Below are 14,642 nucleotides of genomic sequence, written 5' to 3'. Positions count from 1 at the left end.
CCTCACCCTGTGCCCCCCTGCCCTGGTCAGGGGAGCACCCCGGCTGGCAGGATCGCCCGCATGTCCAGAACGCTCCCCCCTATCGGCAGGCGCCGGGCCCTGCAGGGCGGCGCCGCCGCCCTCGTGGTCCTCGGCCTGCTGCTGTGGTGGCTGCGCCCCTGGGCCGAGGAGCCGCCGAGCGGGACCATCACGTTCAGCACGGGCACCCGCGCGGGGGTCTACCACGAGTACGGGGAACTCCTGCGCAACGAGATCGACAAGGACATGCCCGACCTGAAGGTGCGGCTGCTGACCAGCGCCGGATCGCAGGAGAACGTCGCCGACGTGGCGACCGGCAAGGCCGACTTCGCGATCGCCGCCGCCGACGCGGTCGCCACGTACAAGCTCGACAACGGCCCGGGCGCCGACCGGCTGCGCGGCCTCGCCCGCCTGTACGACGACTACGTCCAGCTCGTCGTACCGCCCGATTCGGACATCCGTTCCGTCGCCGACCTGCGGGGCAAGCGCGTGGCCATAGGGCTGCCCGACTCCGGCGTACGGCTGATAGCCAACGGTGTGCTCAAGGCGGCCGGTATCGACCCGGAGAAGGACATCGAGCCGTCCTCGGACGGCATCGACACCGGGCCCAAGCGGCTGGGGCACGGCCTGGACGCGTTCTTCTGGTCGGGCGGGCTGCCCACGGACGGTCTCAGCCGGCCGGCCAAGAAGTCCGCATCGGCCTTCCGGTTCGTGCCGATCGACGCCACGCTCGTGGCCAAGCTGCACGACCAGCGCGGCGCCACGCGCTACTACCGCGCCACCAAGATGCCGGAGTCGGCCTACCCCACCATCCAGCGCGGCCACGCGGTACCGACCCTGGCGGTGTCCAACATGCTGCTCACACGCAGCGACATGGATCCGCGGCTCACCGAGTGGCTCACCCGTACGGTGCTCGACAGCCGGGACCTCATCGGGGCGACCGTCCACTCCGCCCAGCTGGTCGACGTCCGCACGGCGATCTACACCGACCCGCTGCAGCTGCACGTCGGCGCCCAGCGCTACTACCAGTCGGTCAAGCCGTAGCGCGTGGACCCTCCGCCGTCGCCTTCCGTCAAGCCGTGGGCGCCGACCTCGGCACCGCCACCGTCACCTTCAACCCGTGCGGCTCGTGACGGTCGTACGCGATCGAACCGCCGCCCGCCGCGAGCAACGCCCGCGAGATGGACAGCCCGAGGCCCGAGCCCTTGATGTTCTGATGCCGGCCGCTGCGCCAGAAGCGGTCGCCGACGCGGGCCAGCTCCTCGTCGGTGAGGCCCGGGCCGTGGTCGGTGACGACGACGGTGGAGGTGACGCCGTGGGAGGCGACGGTCACCCCGACGGTCTGGCCCCCGGGCGTGAACTTCACCGCGTTGTCGATGACCGCGTCCAGCGCGCTGGACAGGGCGACCGGGTCGGCCCAGGCGGTGGTGGGTGGGCAGTCCCCCACCAGGCGTACGCCCTTGGCCTCGGCGGTCGGGGCCCAGGCCGCCAGGCGTTCCGCGGCGAGCTCACCGATGTCGGTGATCTTCAGATCCGCCTCGGTGTGCTCGGCCAGCGCCAGGTCGAGCAAGTCGTCCAGGACCTGCGCGAGTCGCTTGCCCTCGGCCTGGACCGAGGCGATCTCCTTGTTGCCCTCGGGCAGTTCGAAGGAGAGCAGCTCGATGCGCAGCAGCAGCGCCGCGAGGGGGTTGCGCAGCTGGTGCGAGGCGTCGGCGACGAAGGCGCGCTGCTGCTCCAGCACGTCCTCGACGTTGTCGGCCATCTCGTTGAACGACCGGGCCAGGCGCCTGAGTTCCGGCGGCCCGCCGGCGGCCGCGACCCGGGACTTGAGCCGCCCGGTGGCGATGTCGTGGGTGGTGGCGTCCAGGACCCGTACGGGCTTGAGCACCCAGCCGGTCAGCCGCAGGGCGGCACCGACGGCCAGCAGCATCGCGGCGAACTCGCCGGCGCCGATGACCAGCCAGCCGTGCAGCGTGCGCGAGCGCATCTGCCCGGTGGGCGAGTCGGTGACGACGACCGCGACGACGTCCCCGTCCCGGATGACCGGCGAGGCCACCACGAGGTTGCGTCGCTGCCAGGGCCACACCTGCTTCGGGTCGTGGCTGCGGCGGCTGAGCTTCGCCTCGTCGAAGGCGTCCCGGACCTCGCCCTCCTTGGGCAGGGACCACTTGGCCGGTGCGTGGGCCATGGGCCTGCCGGTGCGGTAGAAGACACCGGAGCGGATGCCGTAGACCTCGTAGTAGCTGCGCAGCTCGCTGCTGAGGGTGGCCAGGCGCTCGTTCTCGAACGCGCCGGTGGTGCCCTCGGGCGAGTCGGTGACGAACTGGGCTAGGGCGGCGAAGCGCGCCGTGTCGTCGATCCGGTCGACGACGACCTTCTGCTGCTGCGCGCCGGCGAGACTCACGGCCAGCGGGATGCCGAGAGCGAGCAGCACGGCCGCCATCAGGATGATGAGCAGCGGGAGCAGACGAGTGCGCACCCGGCCCCGCTACCCGGCAGGCGCGACGAGCCGGTAACCGACTCCGCGTACGGTCTCGATGAGAGCCGGCATGCGCAGCTTGGCGCGCAGGGACGCGACGTGTACCTCCAGGGTGCGCCCGGTCCCCTCCCAGCTGGTCCGCCACACCTCGCTGATGATCTGCTCCCGGCGGAAGACCACTCCGGGCCGCTGCGCGAGCAGGGCCAGCAGGTCGAACTCCTTGCGGGTCAGCTGGATCACCGCCCCGTCCACAGTGACCCTCCGGTTGGGCAGCTCGATGTGCACCGGGCCGAGCCGCAGCTCGGTCTCGATGCCGCTGGAGGTGTCCTCGTGGGAGGTCCGCCGGCTCACGGCATGGATACGGGCGAGCAGCTCCCCGGTGTCGTAGGGCTTCACCACGTAGTCGTCGGCGCCCAGGTTGAGGCCGTGGATGCGGGAGCGCACGTCGGAGCGGGCGGTGACCATGATCACCGGGGTGGCGGTGCGCTTGCGGATCTTGCCGCAGACCTCGTATCCGTCCTGGTCGGGCAGGCCGAGGTCGAGGAGGACGACGCCGAAGCAGTCGCCCTCGGGAACGAGTGCCTGGAGGGCCTCCTCACCGCTGCGCGCGTGCGTGACGTCGAACCCGTGCCGCGCCAGAACCGCCGACAGGGCGGCGGCGACGTGGTTGTCGTCCTCGACGAGCAGCAGTCTCATCCGGGCCCCCTTCGGTTCACTGGCCGTACGATCTAGATGTGTACAAAAACGTGTGCACGCGCGCGCGTGCACCTTGTGCAGTCACGCTGATGGATGAGGACGGCGTCAAGAGGGTTCCGGTTGCGGACGCCTTCCGTTACCCGGCTGGTATGAGCGCCGCTCCCAAGTGCTACGACACGTGTCCGATTGCTATCGGATCGTGATGCTCAGATTCCCCTCAGATGTAATGACGCAGGTCGTACGGGGTTACTACTGTCCTCCGAAACCGAGGAGGACGGAGCCTGAGAGCGATGACCGAAGTATCGGTGGCCAAGGAAGATGTGGCCGCGACCGGAGAACTGGTCGTCCTGAAGAGCGTCAACAAGCACTTCGGCGCGTTGCACGTACTCCAGGACATCGACCTGACGATCGCCCGCGGTGAAGTCGTCGTGGTCATCGGACCCTCCGGGTCCGGCAAGTCCACCCTGTGCCGCACCATCAACCGCCTGGAGACGACCGACTCCGGCACGATCACGATCGACGGCAAGCCCCTGCCCGCCGAGGGCAAGGAGCTGGCAAAGCTCCGCGCCGATGTCGGCATGGTCTTCCAGTCCTTCAACCTCTTCGCGCACAAGACCGTGCTCGAGAACGTGATGCTCGGCCAGATCAAGGTCCGCAAGAAGGACAAGAAGGCGGCCGAGGCGCGGGCCCGCGCCCTGCTCGACCGGGTCGGCGTGGCCGCGCAGGCCGAGAAGTACCCGGCGCAGCTCTCCGGCGGCCAGCAGCAGCGCGTCGCCATCGCACGGGCGCTGGCCATGGAGCCGAAGGTGATGCTCTTCGACGAGCCGACCTCCGCGCTCGACCCCGAAATGATCAACGAGGTGCTGGAGGTCATGCAGCAGCTCGCCCGCGACGGTATGACGATGATCGTTGTCACCCATGAGATGGGTTTCGCACGATCGGCTGCAAACCGCGTGGTGTTCATGGCGGACGGCCGAATCGTCGAGGAGGCTGCGCCCGACCAGTTCTTCAGCAACCCGCGCAGCGACCGTGCCAAGGACTTCCTGTCGAAGATCCTGCACCACTGACGGCGCGGGTCGCATTCGCCCCGATCCGCGTCACCCGCAACGACGGTTTTCTCTCTTCACGGCAAAGGATGTTCACCATGAAGCTCCGCAAGGTCTCCGCTGCGGCCGCCACCGCTCTTGTCCTCGCCCTGACCGCCACAGCCTGTGGTGGCGACGACGGCGGTGACTCCAACGGCTCCGGCTCCGGCGGCGGCGACAAGATCAAGATCGGCATCAAGTACGACCAGCCCGGTCTGGGCCTGAAGGAGCCCGACGGTTCCTTCTCCGGCTTCGACGTGGACGTGGCGACGTACGTGGCCAAGGAACTGGGCTACGAGCCCGACCAGATCGAGTGGGTCGAGACCAAGAGCGCCGACCGTGAGAACGCGCTGTCCCGCGGCGACGTGAAGATGATCGCGGCCACGTACTCGATCACTGACGAGCGCAAGCAGAAGGTCGACTTCGCCGGTCCGTACCTGCTGGCCCACCAGGACCTGCTGGTGAAGGCGGACTCGGACATCAAGGAGGGCACCGACCTCAACGGCAAGAAGCTTTGCTCGGTGACCGGCTCCACCTCGGCTCAGAACGTCAAGGACGAGATCGCGCCGAAGGCCCAGCTCCAGCAGCTCGGTGGCTACTCGGAGTGCATCGCGGGTCTGCAGAGCGACCAGCTCGACGCCCTGACGACGGACGACGCGATCCTCGCCGGCTTCGCGGCGCAGGAGCAGTACAAGGGGCAGTTCAAGCTCACCGGCCTCAAGCTGAGCAACGAGAACTACGGCATCGGTGTGAAGAAGGGCGACACCGCGACCGTGAACAAGATCAACGATGCTCTGAAGAAGATGGTCAGCGACGGCGCCTGGGAGAAGGCCGTCAAGGACAACTTCGGGCCGGCGAACTACAAGAACGAGCCTGCCCCGAAGATCGGCCAGATCGTCCAGTAACGCGGGACTCCGCCGACGCAGGATCCCCGCGATCACAGCGGGGATCCGCAGGCGCGCCGCCGCCCCTAGCTCCTCCGGCGGCGGCGCGGCACGTCCGCTGCCCAAGCCACACACCCGGAAGCGCGGGAGATCGTGTTCGACTTTCTATCTGACTATGACGACCCGACCCTGTTGGGTGCCTTCTGGGTCACGGTGCAGCTCACCGTCCTCTCGGCCATCGGATCCCTGATCTGGGGCACCCTGCTGGCGGCCATGCGGGTCAGCCCTGTTCCGCTGATGCGCGGGTTCGGCACCGCCTATGTGAACATCGTCCGGAACATCCCCCTCACCGTCATCATCGTCTTCACCTCACTCGGCCTCGCCAACATCTTCGGCGTGACGATGGGCGCACCCGACGACTTCGAGACCAAGGCGTTCCGCTTGGCGGTCCTCGGCCTGGTCGCCTACACCGCCGCCTTCGTCTGCGAGGCGATCCGCTCCGGCATCAACACAGTGCCTGTCGGCCAGGCGGAGGCGGCCCGTGCCATCGGGCTGAGCTTCAGCCAGATCCTGCGGCTCATCGTGTTGCCGCAGGCATTCCGCTCGGTTATCGGGCCGTTGGCCAACGTGCTGATCGCGTTGACCAAGAACACCACCGTGGCGGCCGCGATCGGCGTGGCTGAGGCCGCCCTCCTGATGAAGGAAATGATCGAGAACGAGGCACAGACGCTGCTCATCGGCGCGATCTTCGCCTTCGGGTTCGTGGTACTGACTCTGCCCACCGGCCTGTTCCTCGGCTGGCTGAGCAAGCGACTGGCGGTGAAGCGATGACGTCCGTTCTTTACGACGCCCCGGGCCCGAGGGCCAAGCGGCGCAACGTGCTCTTCTCGGTGGTCTTCTTCGTCCTGCTGGCCCTGCTTCTGTGGTGGATCTGGCAGACCATGGACGAGAAGGGCCAGCTGGAGTGGGCTCTGTGGAAGCCGTTCACCACATCCGAAGCGTGGACGACGTACCTGCTGCCCGGCCTGGCTGACACCCTGAAAGCCGCGGCCCTCTCCATGGTCATCGCCCTCCCGCTGGGCGCCGTCCTTGGCATCTCACGCATGTCCGACCACCGCTGGGTGCGTATCCCGGCCGGCGCGGTGGTCGAGTTCTTCCGGGCGATCCCGGTGCTGCTGCTGATGCTGTTCGCGAACGAGTTCTACGTCCGCTCCACGGGCATCCCGAGCGATGAGCGGCCCCTCTACGCAGTGGTAACCGGCCTGGTGCTCTACAACGCCTCGGTCCTCGCCGAGATCGTGCGCGCCGGCATCCTGTCCCTGCCCAAGGGACAGTCGGAAGCCGCTATGGCGATCGGTCTGCGCAAGAGCCAGACGATGTCGAGCATCCTGCTCCCGCAGGCCGTCACCGCGATGCTGCCCGCCATCGTCAGCCAGTTGGTCGTCATCGTGAAGGACACCGCGCTGGGCGGCGTGATGCTCGGGTTCACCGAGTTGCTCAACACGCGCAGCACCCTCGCGGCCAACTACGCGAACGTCATCCCCAGCTTCATCGTGGTGGCGGTCATCTTCATCGTGCTGAACTTCATCCTCACCTCCTTCGCCTCCTGGCTGGAGGGCAGGCTGCGCCGCAGCAAGCGGAGCACGGGTGCTGTTCTCGGTGCAGACAAGGTCGACGACGTGAACGCGGCCGAGGTGGGCGGGACCTACGGCACCGGTGCCGGTGGCTCCATCTGACAGCCCGACAACCTCCCTCCTGTGGCCCGCCGGGTATCCGGCGGGCCACAGTTGTGCCGAGCCAGAAGCCGGTCGGTGACCCCCACCCCTGACACCCCCTCAAGTGACGAGCGCGTCACCCCGCTACCCTTGTTGCGGTGCATGATCGCCACCAGCCCCTGGTCACTTGACGCAAGCACCGGCAATGGGTTGCATACGTTCTGTGATCGTGCACCCTGCTCCAACTTCCTGTTCACCTACGTCTCTCAGGACACCACCGCGGGCAGGGGGCGCCGCGCCGTGGACCCGGTGATCATCGTCGGAGCGGGGCCCGTCGGGCTCACGCTCGCCCTGGCGCTGGCGCGTCAGGAGGTGCCGTGCGTCGTCCTCGACGAGGGCCCGGGCAAGGACGAACCCCGCGCGTCGCGCACCGTCGTCCTGCGCGAGGACACCGCCGCCCTCGTGGAACGGCTGACCGGCATGCCCCTCGCCCGAGCCGGTGCGCACTGGGCCGGATGGCGGTCGATGCGGCGCAAGCAGGTGATGCGCGAGATCGTCTTCGACGGCACCGAGCCCGCTCCCCTGCACATCGCCCAGCACGTGCTGACCGGCGCCCTGCGCGCCGCCCTCGCGGACGAACGGCTCGTCAAGGTCGCCGTGGAGAGCCGCCTCGACGGGATTGAGCAGGAGTCCTCTGGCGTCACGGCCCACACGCGCGGCCCCAAGGGCACGTGGTGGCGCGGCAGCTACCTGGTCGGCTGCGACGGCCCCCGCTCGACCGTACGCAAGCTCCAGGACATCCGCTTCCCTGGCCGTACGGCGGTGGAACGTCACGCCGTCGCCGCGCTCCGTACGGAACTGCCCTGGCACGACGAGGCCTTGCTGCACCGTCTGCCGCCCTGGCGCATGTCCGGACCCTCGGCCGGCGAGGTCACCGCGCGCCCCCTGCCGGACGGTGTCTGGCGCCTGGACTGGCTCCTGCCGCCCGGCAAGGACCTGGTCACACCCGAGCTGCTGCTCACCCGCATCCGGGAGACCCTGGCGGGCTGGGCGGGCGGCACGACCCCGCCGTACGAGCTGCTGGACACCGGTGTCCACACCGTCCACCACCGGCTGGCCCGCCGCTGGCGCGCCGACCGCGTCTTCCTCGCCGGGGACGCGGCCCACCTGCTCGGCGCGCTGGGCACGCACGGGCTCGACGAGGGCCTGCGGGATGCCGACAACCTCGCCTGGAAGCTGGCCCTGGCTTGGCACCACGGGCCGCACGAGGCGCTCCTCGACAGCTACCAGACGGAACGGCGGGCGGTCGTCGCCGCCCGGCTCCGCGCCGCCGACCAGGCACTGCCGCTGCTGCGCGGCGGTGGAGGGCTGCGTGCCGTCGTCCCCGGCTCGTCCCGGGGCCACGACGCCCTTCTCACCGAGGGCCACCTGGGGCACGGTCAGCTCGGCGCGCCGGGGGCGTACGCCGACTCGCCCCTCGCGCCCCAACACCTCGAAGGGCAGGTCCCGGTCGACACGCCGCTCGGCGCACCGGTCACCGACGTACGGGTCACCGCGGAGGACGGCACCTTCGTACGGCTGCGGGACCGGCTCGGCCGCGGCGCGCTGCTCGTGGTGCTGATCGCGCCGGGCACGGGCGTCTGGGAGCGCAAGCACTGGGTCGGGGCGGGCATCATGCCGCAGCTCGCGGCGGCGGTCACGGCACTGCCGCACCCCGCCGAGCTGCTCGTCGCCGAGAGCTATCCGGGCGCGGCCGCACACACGGTGCTTCTGGTGCGCCCCGACGGGCACCTCGTCACCGCCCTGGGCGGAGTGCGCCCGGCGGACCTGTACGCGGCGGCGGAGGCCACCGTGGGCGGACCGGTGAAAGCGCAGGCAGAGGCCGGTGCCTCGGCCGGCTCACGCTGACGTCGGCCCGGAAGTGATGTGCTCACTGTCACGGTGCGTCCGCATGGTGACAGTGAGTTGACCCGTCCGGGCGGTCATGGTGTACTCCGGTGCGTGACCGACACCTGTGTGCGCCTGTGGCGGAGGGTCCATATGGACCTCCTCCGCTATGCGGGCTGCGTGTGTCGCCCGTCCTGCTGACTTCGCATTCCTCTTCCCTATGCGCGCGCCGCGCCCTGTCTGCCGGCTGCCGCGCCTTGCCCGCGAACCCTCATCAGGACCTTCAGGACGGCACCCGTGTCTGTATCCCCTTCTGCGACCCCCTCTGTCTCCGCCGGTCCGGCTCCCAGCCAGGCCGACCTCTACGACTTCGTCCGGCGCACGGCCGCCGACACCGAGCTGATCGACTCCCTGCCGCTCGACCCGGAGGGCCGTACGTGGGTGCGGCTGGAGGGGCCCGGCGGCAGTGAGGCCTGGCTGATCGGCTGGCCGCCCGGCACGGGCACCGGCTGGCACGACCACGCCGACTCGGTCGGCGCCTTCCTGACCGCGTCGGGCGAACTCAAGGAGAACTCGCTCGCCGCGCGGCTGCCCACCGACGGCTGGAAGACCCTGGAACTGTCCGAGGACGTGGACCGGGAACGCCGGCTGGGGGCCGGTCAGGGCCGCGCCTTCGGCCGGCACCACGTCCACGAGGTGCTCAACGAGTCCACCGACCGGCACGCGATCTCCGTCCACGCCTACTACCCGCCCCTGCCGCAGATCCGCCGCTACAGCCGCAGCGGTCCGATCCTGCGACTCGAGCAGGTCGAGCGACCGGAGGACTGGCAGTGAGCGCCCCCACACCCGGGCCGACGAGCCGCGACACCCAACCGCCCGTCGGCATCGACGAGTTGCTGGAGCGGGTCCGGACGGGCTACGAGCGGATCGAACCGCAGGAGGCGTACGAGGCTGCCCAGGCCGGTGACGCGCTCCTGGTCGACATCCGCTACGCCGCCCTGCGCGAACGGGACGGGCTCATCCCCGGCGCCCACGTGGTCGAGCGCAACGAACTGGAATGGCGCCTCGACCCCCAGGGCAGTCACCACCTCCCCGAGGCCACGAGCCACGCCCTGCGCATCGTCGTGATCTGCAACGAGGGCTACGCGTCCAGTCTGGCGGCCCAATCCTTGCACCAGCTGGGACTGCACCGGGCCACGGATCTGGTCGGGGGCTTCCAGGCTTGGCGGGGGGCGGGGTTGCCGGTGGAGTGAGCTCCGGGGGTGGCTGCGAGGGGGCTGGTCCTGCGGGCCCCGGCCCTCAACGCAGGAGCGTCAGCTGTTGGCCTCGCCATCTGAGGCCCCTGAAGCCACTCCGGCCTTCGGTCACGCGCCCCCGCTCGATGGGATGTAGCGGCGGAAACCCTCTGCCAGGGCATGGAAGCCGCATGCTTCGTAGAAGGTGTGAACGTATTCGTCGTCCGCCGCCAGCAGCTGGACTTTGTAGCAGCCCGTCGACTCACCCAGCCGAACGGCAGCCTCCATCAGCTGACGGCCGACACCGCGCCGTTGGAAGGAGCCGGCCACCACGACGTTCTCCACGAACAGGATGGCCCGGCCACCGCGCGTGAGGTTCGGCATGACGATGCAGTCCGCCGTCCCGGCCACAGTGCCGCCGACGTCAGCCACCAGGACCGTACGCCCTTCCTGCCTTGCTATGGCTGCCCAGATGGCATCTGCGGACGCCCGAGGCAACGGCGCATCGTCCGGATTCAACTCGCCGTACAGAGCCAGCAGCGCTGACACGTCCGCCTCAGCCGCTGACCGCACATTGATCTTCATGCACTGAGCCTAGGACGGGCGCAGCCCGCACACGCCGCAGCAGTTGCTCGTTCAAACACATGCGACTGCAGTCCCCTCAGAGCTCGCCCGCGTCAGCGGCACAGCCCCTCAGGCCCCCTCGTCCCCCAGGAACTCCGTGTCCTCCCCCTCCTCCTCCAGCGCTTGCCGGACCACCCGCAGGGACATGCCCTCGGGGTAGCCCTTGCGGGCGAGCATGCCCGCGAGGCGGCGGAGCCGTTTGTCGCGGTCGAGTCCGCGGGTGGAGCGGAGCTTGCGCGCGACGAGTTCTCGCGCGGTCTCCTCTTCCTGCTCGGAGTCGAGCTGGGAGACGGCCTCGTCGATCAGCGTGGAGTCGACGCCCTTGGTCCGCAGCTCCCGGGCGAGCGCGCGCCGGGCCAGCCCTCTGCCGTGGTGGCGGGACTCCACCCAGGCGTCCGCGAAGGCACCGTCGTTGATGAGGCCGACCTCTTCGAACCTCGACAGCACCTCCTCGGCCGCCTCGTCCGGGATCTGCCGCTTGCGCAGGGCGTCGGCGAGTTGCTTGCGGGTCCGCGGGGTCCCGGTGAGCAGGCGCAGGCAGATCGCCCGAGCCCGCTCCACCGGGTCCCCTGGAGGCGCCTCCTGCTCGGCCCTCGACGAGGAGGGGGCACCTCCGTCCTCGGCATCAGCCGCCGCCTCACCGAAGTCACGCCGACGACGACCGCGCCTGCCGCGCGGCCCGCCGTCACGCGAGCCGCCTCTGGGTGAGCCGCCCCCGTGCGGGCCGGTGTCGTCCACGTCCCCGTACAGCCGGTCGCCCTCGTGTGGCGTGTCCCCGGGGCCGTCCACCCCGTCCACGGCTGAGCTGGTGTCGCCTCCGGTGCCCCTCCCCCGTGGGACACCGGAAGCCGCGTACTCGTACTCCGCCCAGTCGGTTCGCCGTGTCACGGGTCAGCTCTTGGCTGCGGCGGCCTTGGACTTGGCCGTCTTGGCCGGTGCGGGAGCGGGGACGGCAGGCGCCGCGTCGGCCGGCGCGGAGACCGCGGCGTCCGTGCCCGGCTCGGCGGCCGGCTCCTCGGGACGCACGCCGACGCCCAGCTTCTCCTTGATCTTCTTCTCGATCTCGTTGGCCAGGTCGGGGTTGTCCTTCAGGAAGTTGCGCGCGTTCTCCTTGCCCTGGCCGAGCTGGTCGCCCTCGTACGTGTACCAGGCGCCGGCCTTGCGGACGAAGCCATGCTCCACACCCATGTCGATCAGGCCGCCCTCGCGGCTGATGCCGTGGCCGTAGAGGATGTCGAACTCGGCCTGCTTGAAGGGCGGGGCGACCTTGTTCTTGACGACCTTGCAGCGGGTGCGGTTGCCGACCGCGTCCGTGCCGTCCTTCAGGGTCTCGATGCGGCGGATGTCGATGCGCACCGAGGCGTAGAACTTCAGCGCCCGGCCACCGGTCGTGGTCTCCGGGGAGCCGAACATCACGCCGATCTTCTCGCGGAGCTGGTTGATGAAGATCGCGGTGGTCTTGGACTGGTTGAGCGCGCTGGTGATCTTCCGCAGGGCCTGGCTCATGAGACGGGCCTGCAGACCGACGTGGCTGTCACCCATCTCGCCCTCGATCTCCGCGCGAGGGACGAGCGCGGCGACGGAGTCGATGACGATGAGGTCGAGGGCACCGGAGCGGACCAGCATGTCCACGATCTCCAGGGCCTGCTCGCCGTTGTCCGGCTGGGAGAGGATGAGGTTGTCGATGTCGACGCCGAGCTTCTTCGCGTACTCGGGGTCGAGTGCGTGCTCCGCGTCGACGAAGGCGACCTGGCCTCCGGCCTTCTGCGCGTTCGCCACCGCGTGCAGGGTCAGGGTGGTCTTACCGGAGGATTCCGGTCCGTAGATCTCGACGACACGGCCGCGGGGCAGGCCGCCCACGCCGAGGGCCACGTCCAGGGCGGTGGACCCGGTCGAGATGACCTCGATGGGCTCATTGGTCCGGTCGCCCATGCGCATGACCGCGCCCTTGCCGAATTGCCGTTCAATCTGTGCGAGTGCGGCATCCAGGGCCTTCTCGCGGTCGGTTCCTGCCATGGGTTCCACCCGATTTGCTTGAGTCGATCGCTTCACGTCAAAGACGCTAACGCCTGCCACTGACAATGCGCCCCGACGCACGTCCGGCCTGTGGATAACTCGGGCATTTCTCTACCCAAAGTACGTCGAAATGCCCTTCGTTGAGCCTCGCCGGTGCCTCCATAAGAATGGATGTTCGATTTTCGTGTCAAGCGCACCACGCGGCACTCCCGGGACCGGGCCGACGCCTCCCGTCCCGTGTCCCGGCGCCCCGCTGTTGGCCTTCCCTCAGCGGCCGACTCCACGCCTCCGGTCACGGTCGACGGCATCCCACCCAGTGGTGCGCACCATCGCCGGCCGCCCCTGCCCGGCTGCCGCTCGACCTGTCGGCGACGAGATCAGGAGGAGCTCTGCCCGGGCCCCCGGCCCTGCGGCCGCTCCGCCTCCCGGCGCCGTTCCCACAGTCCCCTCGCCCGTGTGAGCAGGCCCGGTCCCTCTCCCCGTCGCCGGTGGCCGTGCACCCGGGGGTCGTCCGTGACGTCGTAGCGCTTCACATACGCCCCCAGGAAGGCCTGAAGGGTGGCGATGGCGGGGATGGCGATCAGCGCCCCGACGGCGCCGAGGAGGGCGGTGCCGGCGACGACCGAGCCGAAGGCGACGGCGGGGTGGATGTCGACGGTCTTGGAGGTCAGCTTGGGCTGCAGCACGTAGTTCTCGAACTGCTGGTAGATCACGACGAAGACCAGCACCCACAGCGCGTACCAGGGATCCACCGTGAACGCGATCAGCATGGGCAGGGCGCCCGCGAGATACGTGCCGATCGTGGGGATGAACTGCGACACCAGGCCCACCCACACGGCGAGCACGGGCGCGTAGGGCACGTCCAGGGCCTGGAGCAGGACGAAGTGCGCCGCGCCGGAGATCAGTGCCATCAGGCCGCGGGAGTAGATGTAGCCGCCGGTCTTGTTCACGGCGATCTCCCACGCGCGCAGCACCTCGGCCTGGCGGGCGGGCGGCAGGACCGAGCAGATCGCGCGGCGCAGTCGCGGGCCGTCCGCGGCGAAGTAGAACGAGAACAGGGCGACCGTGAGCAGCTGGAAGAGACCCCCGATGACCTGGGCGGACACGTCCAGGACGCCCGTGGCGCTGTTCTGGACGTAGTTGCGCAGCCAGTCGGAGCGGAGCAGGCCCTCCTGGATGTCGACGCGCTTCAGGTCGGTCTTGAAGTGCGTGTTGATCCAGTTGATGACGGAGTCGAGGTACTCGGGGAAGCCCTCGATCAGTTTGATGATCTGGTCCGCGAGGACGGAGCCGAGCAGGGTGACGAAACCGGCCGACACGATCATCACGCCGATGAAGACGATGAACGCGGCAAACCCCCTGCGCATGCCGCGCGAGGCCATCCAGCTCACCGCGGGCTCTATGGCGAGCGCCAGGAAGAACGCGATGAGGATGTTGATCAGCAGGCCGGTGAGCTGGTGGAAGGCCCAGCTGCCCAACTGGAACACGGCGACGAGGGCGAGCGCGAGCACCATGGCGCGGGGCAGCCAGCGCGGCATACGGCCGTTCGCCCCGGCCCCGCCGACCGGAGGCCGGACGGGCGGCGTCGTACCGGAAGCTGGGGACTGCTGGGCTGCCTGCCCGGTCTCGTCAGTGGGTGCCACGGTCCAAGTCTGGCCCACGCCACCGACAGCCGTCTGCCCGCCTGCGATCTTCGTGCCCGGTCAACGACGTCCGAGGCCGGCCCGGCCGGTGCGGCCCGTGGCCTCCGAGGTCGGCCGACCTTGCCGGCCGGCGGTCTGCGCAGCTCATCGGCAACGGTCAGCGCCTCTCCCGGGGCACATCCATCACCGAGCAGACCACCTGCCAGACCTCCTTGGCGTCCCAGCCCGCCGCCAGCGCCTCGTGGACCGTGCGCCCGCCCAGCTCGGACATCACGTGGTCGCGCGCGAAGGTTTCGGCGTAACCGGAACCGAAATGCTCCGCCATCCGCTGCCAGAAGACCGTCAACCGCATGCCTCCAG

16 protein-coding genes are annotated in these 14,642 nt (G+C 69.6%); 9 read left to right on the top strand and 7 right to left on the bottom strand.

Annotation, left to right across the window (positions count from 1 at the left end):
• The first annotated feature begins 60 nt into the window (after positions 1-60).
• Positions 61-1,062 carry a TAXI family TRAP transporter solute-binding subunit gene (locus AB0G20_RS22300; RefSeq protein ID WP_361305135.1) on the top strand — a complete coding sequence of 334 codons (1,002 nt, stop codon included), beginning with the start codon at positions 61-63 and terminating at the stop codon, positions 1,060-1,062.
• Between the two features lie 28 nt (positions 1,063-1,090).
• Here AB0G20_RS22300 and AB0G20_RS22295 read toward each other — a convergent pair whose 3' ends face one another.
• Both AB0G20_RS22295 and AB0G20_RS22290 read right to left on the bottom strand, forming a co-directional pair.
• Positions 1,091-2,497 carry a HAMP domain-containing sensor histidine kinase gene (locus AB0G20_RS22295; RefSeq protein WP_361305133.1) on the bottom strand — a complete coding sequence of 469 codons (1,407 nt, stop codon included), beginning with the start codon at positions 2,495-2,497 and terminating at the stop codon, positions 1,091-1,093.
• Between the two features lie 9 nt (positions 2,498-2,506).
• A complete protein-coding gene (locus AB0G20_RS22290) occupies positions 2,507-3,193 on the bottom strand; it encodes a response regulator transcription factor (protein WP_361305131.1) in 687 nt (228 codons plus the stop codon).
• A gap of 290 nt (positions 3,194-3,483) precedes the next feature.
• On the opposite strand from AB0G20_RS22290, the gene AB0G20_RS22285 reads away from it, so the two are divergent.
• The 8 genes from AB0G20_RS22285 to AB0G20_RS22250 all read left to right on the top strand — a co-directional run bounded on the left by AB0G20_RS22285 (position 3,484) and on the right by AB0G20_RS22250 (position 10,017).
• Complete coding sequence (locus AB0G20_RS22285; protein WP_361305129.1) at positions 3,484-4,260, top strand: amino acid ABC transporter ATP-binding protein; 777 nt, start codon at positions 3,484-3,486, stop codon at positions 4,258-4,260.
• Between the two features lie 77 nt (positions 4,261-4,337).
• Positions 4,338-5,183 carry a glutamate ABC transporter substrate-binding protein gene (locus tag AB0G20_RS22280; protein WP_361305127.1) on the top strand — a complete coding sequence of 282 codons (846 nt, stop codon included), beginning with the start codon at positions 4,338-4,340 and terminating at the stop codon, positions 5,181-5,183.
• 132 nt (positions 5,184-5,315) lie between these two features.
• Positions 5,316-5,993: an amino acid ABC transporter permease gene (locus AB0G20_RS22275; RefSeq protein WP_361305125.1), complete on the top strand. Its 678-nt coding sequence runs from the start codon at positions 5,316-5,318 to the stop codon at positions 5,991-5,993.
• Positions 5,990-6,898, top strand: coding sequence for an amino acid ABC transporter permease (locus AB0G20_RS22270; RefSeq protein WP_361305123.1), 909 nt, complete (start codon positions 5,990-5,992; stop codon positions 6,896-6,898). Before AB0G20_RS22275 ends, AB0G20_RS22270 begins: the two co-directional genes overlap by 4 nt.
• 279 nt (positions 6,899-7,177) lie before the next feature.
• Positions 7,178-8,785, top strand: a complete 1,608-nt coding sequence (locus tag AB0G20_RS22265) for an FAD-dependent monooxygenase (protein WP_361305121.1) — start codon at positions 7,178-7,180, stop codon at positions 8,783-8,785.
• Positions 8,786-8,803: 18 nt separating this feature from the next.
• The gene (locus AB0G20_RS22260) at positions 8,804-8,965 is read left to right on the top strand and encodes a putative leader peptide (RefSeq protein ID WP_324605734.1); all 162 of its coding nucleotides are present in this window, start codon (positions 8,804-8,806) and stop codon (positions 8,963-8,965) included.
• Positions 8,966-9,061: 96 nt separating this feature from the next.
• Complete coding sequence (locus AB0G20_RS22255) at positions 9,062-9,598, top strand: cysteine dioxygenase (RefSeq protein ID WP_361305119.1); 537 nt, start codon at positions 9,062-9,064, stop codon at positions 9,596-9,598.
• Positions 9,595-10,017, top strand: coding sequence for a rhodanese-like domain-containing protein (locus AB0G20_RS22250; protein WP_361305117.1), 423 nt, complete (start codon positions 9,595-9,597; stop codon positions 10,015-10,017). Before AB0G20_RS22255 ends, AB0G20_RS22250 begins: the two co-directional genes overlap by 4 nt.
• Before the next feature lie 111 nt (positions 10,018-10,128).
• On the opposite strand, the gene AB0G20_RS22245 is transcribed toward AB0G20_RS22250, so the two are convergent.
• The 5 genes from AB0G20_RS22245 to AB0G20_RS22225 form a co-directional block, all read right to left on the bottom strand.
• A complete protein-coding gene (locus AB0G20_RS22245) occupies positions 10,129-10,584 on the bottom strand; it encodes a GNAT family N-acetyltransferase (RefSeq protein WP_361305115.1) in 456 nt (151 codons plus the stop codon).
• A 108-nt stretch (positions 10,585-10,692) separates the two neighbouring features.
• Positions 10,693-11,511, bottom strand: a complete 819-nt coding sequence (gene recX, locus AB0G20_RS22240; RefSeq protein ID WP_361305113.1) for a recombination regulator RecX — start codon at positions 11,509-11,511, stop codon at positions 10,693-10,695.
• 3 nt (positions 11,512-11,514) lie between these two features.
• Positions 11,515-12,639, bottom strand: a complete 1,125-nt coding sequence (recA, locus tag AB0G20_RS22235; RefSeq protein ID WP_361305111.1) for a recombinase RecA — start codon at positions 12,637-12,639, stop codon at positions 11,515-11,517.
• Positions 12,640-13,016: 377 nt separating this feature from the next.
• Positions 13,017-14,282, bottom strand: a complete 1,266-nt coding sequence (locus AB0G20_RS22230; protein ID WP_361305109.1) for an AI-2E family transporter — start codon at positions 14,280-14,282, stop codon at positions 13,017-13,019.
• 157 nt (positions 14,283-14,439) lie between these two features.
• Entirely contained in the window at positions 14,440-14,634 is a 195-nt protein-coding gene (locus AB0G20_RS22225; RefSeq protein WP_361305107.1) for a DUF3046 domain-containing protein, read from the bottom strand.
• Between the last annotated feature and the right edge of the window lie 8 nt (positions 14,635-14,642).

This window comes from Streptomyces sp. NPDC024017 (genome assembly GCF_040638895.1).
Classification (GTDB): domain Bacteria; phylum Actinomycetota; class Actinomycetes; order Streptomycetales; family Streptomycetaceae; genus Streptomyces.
This window is presented reverse-complemented; position numbering and strand designations above follow the sequence as displayed.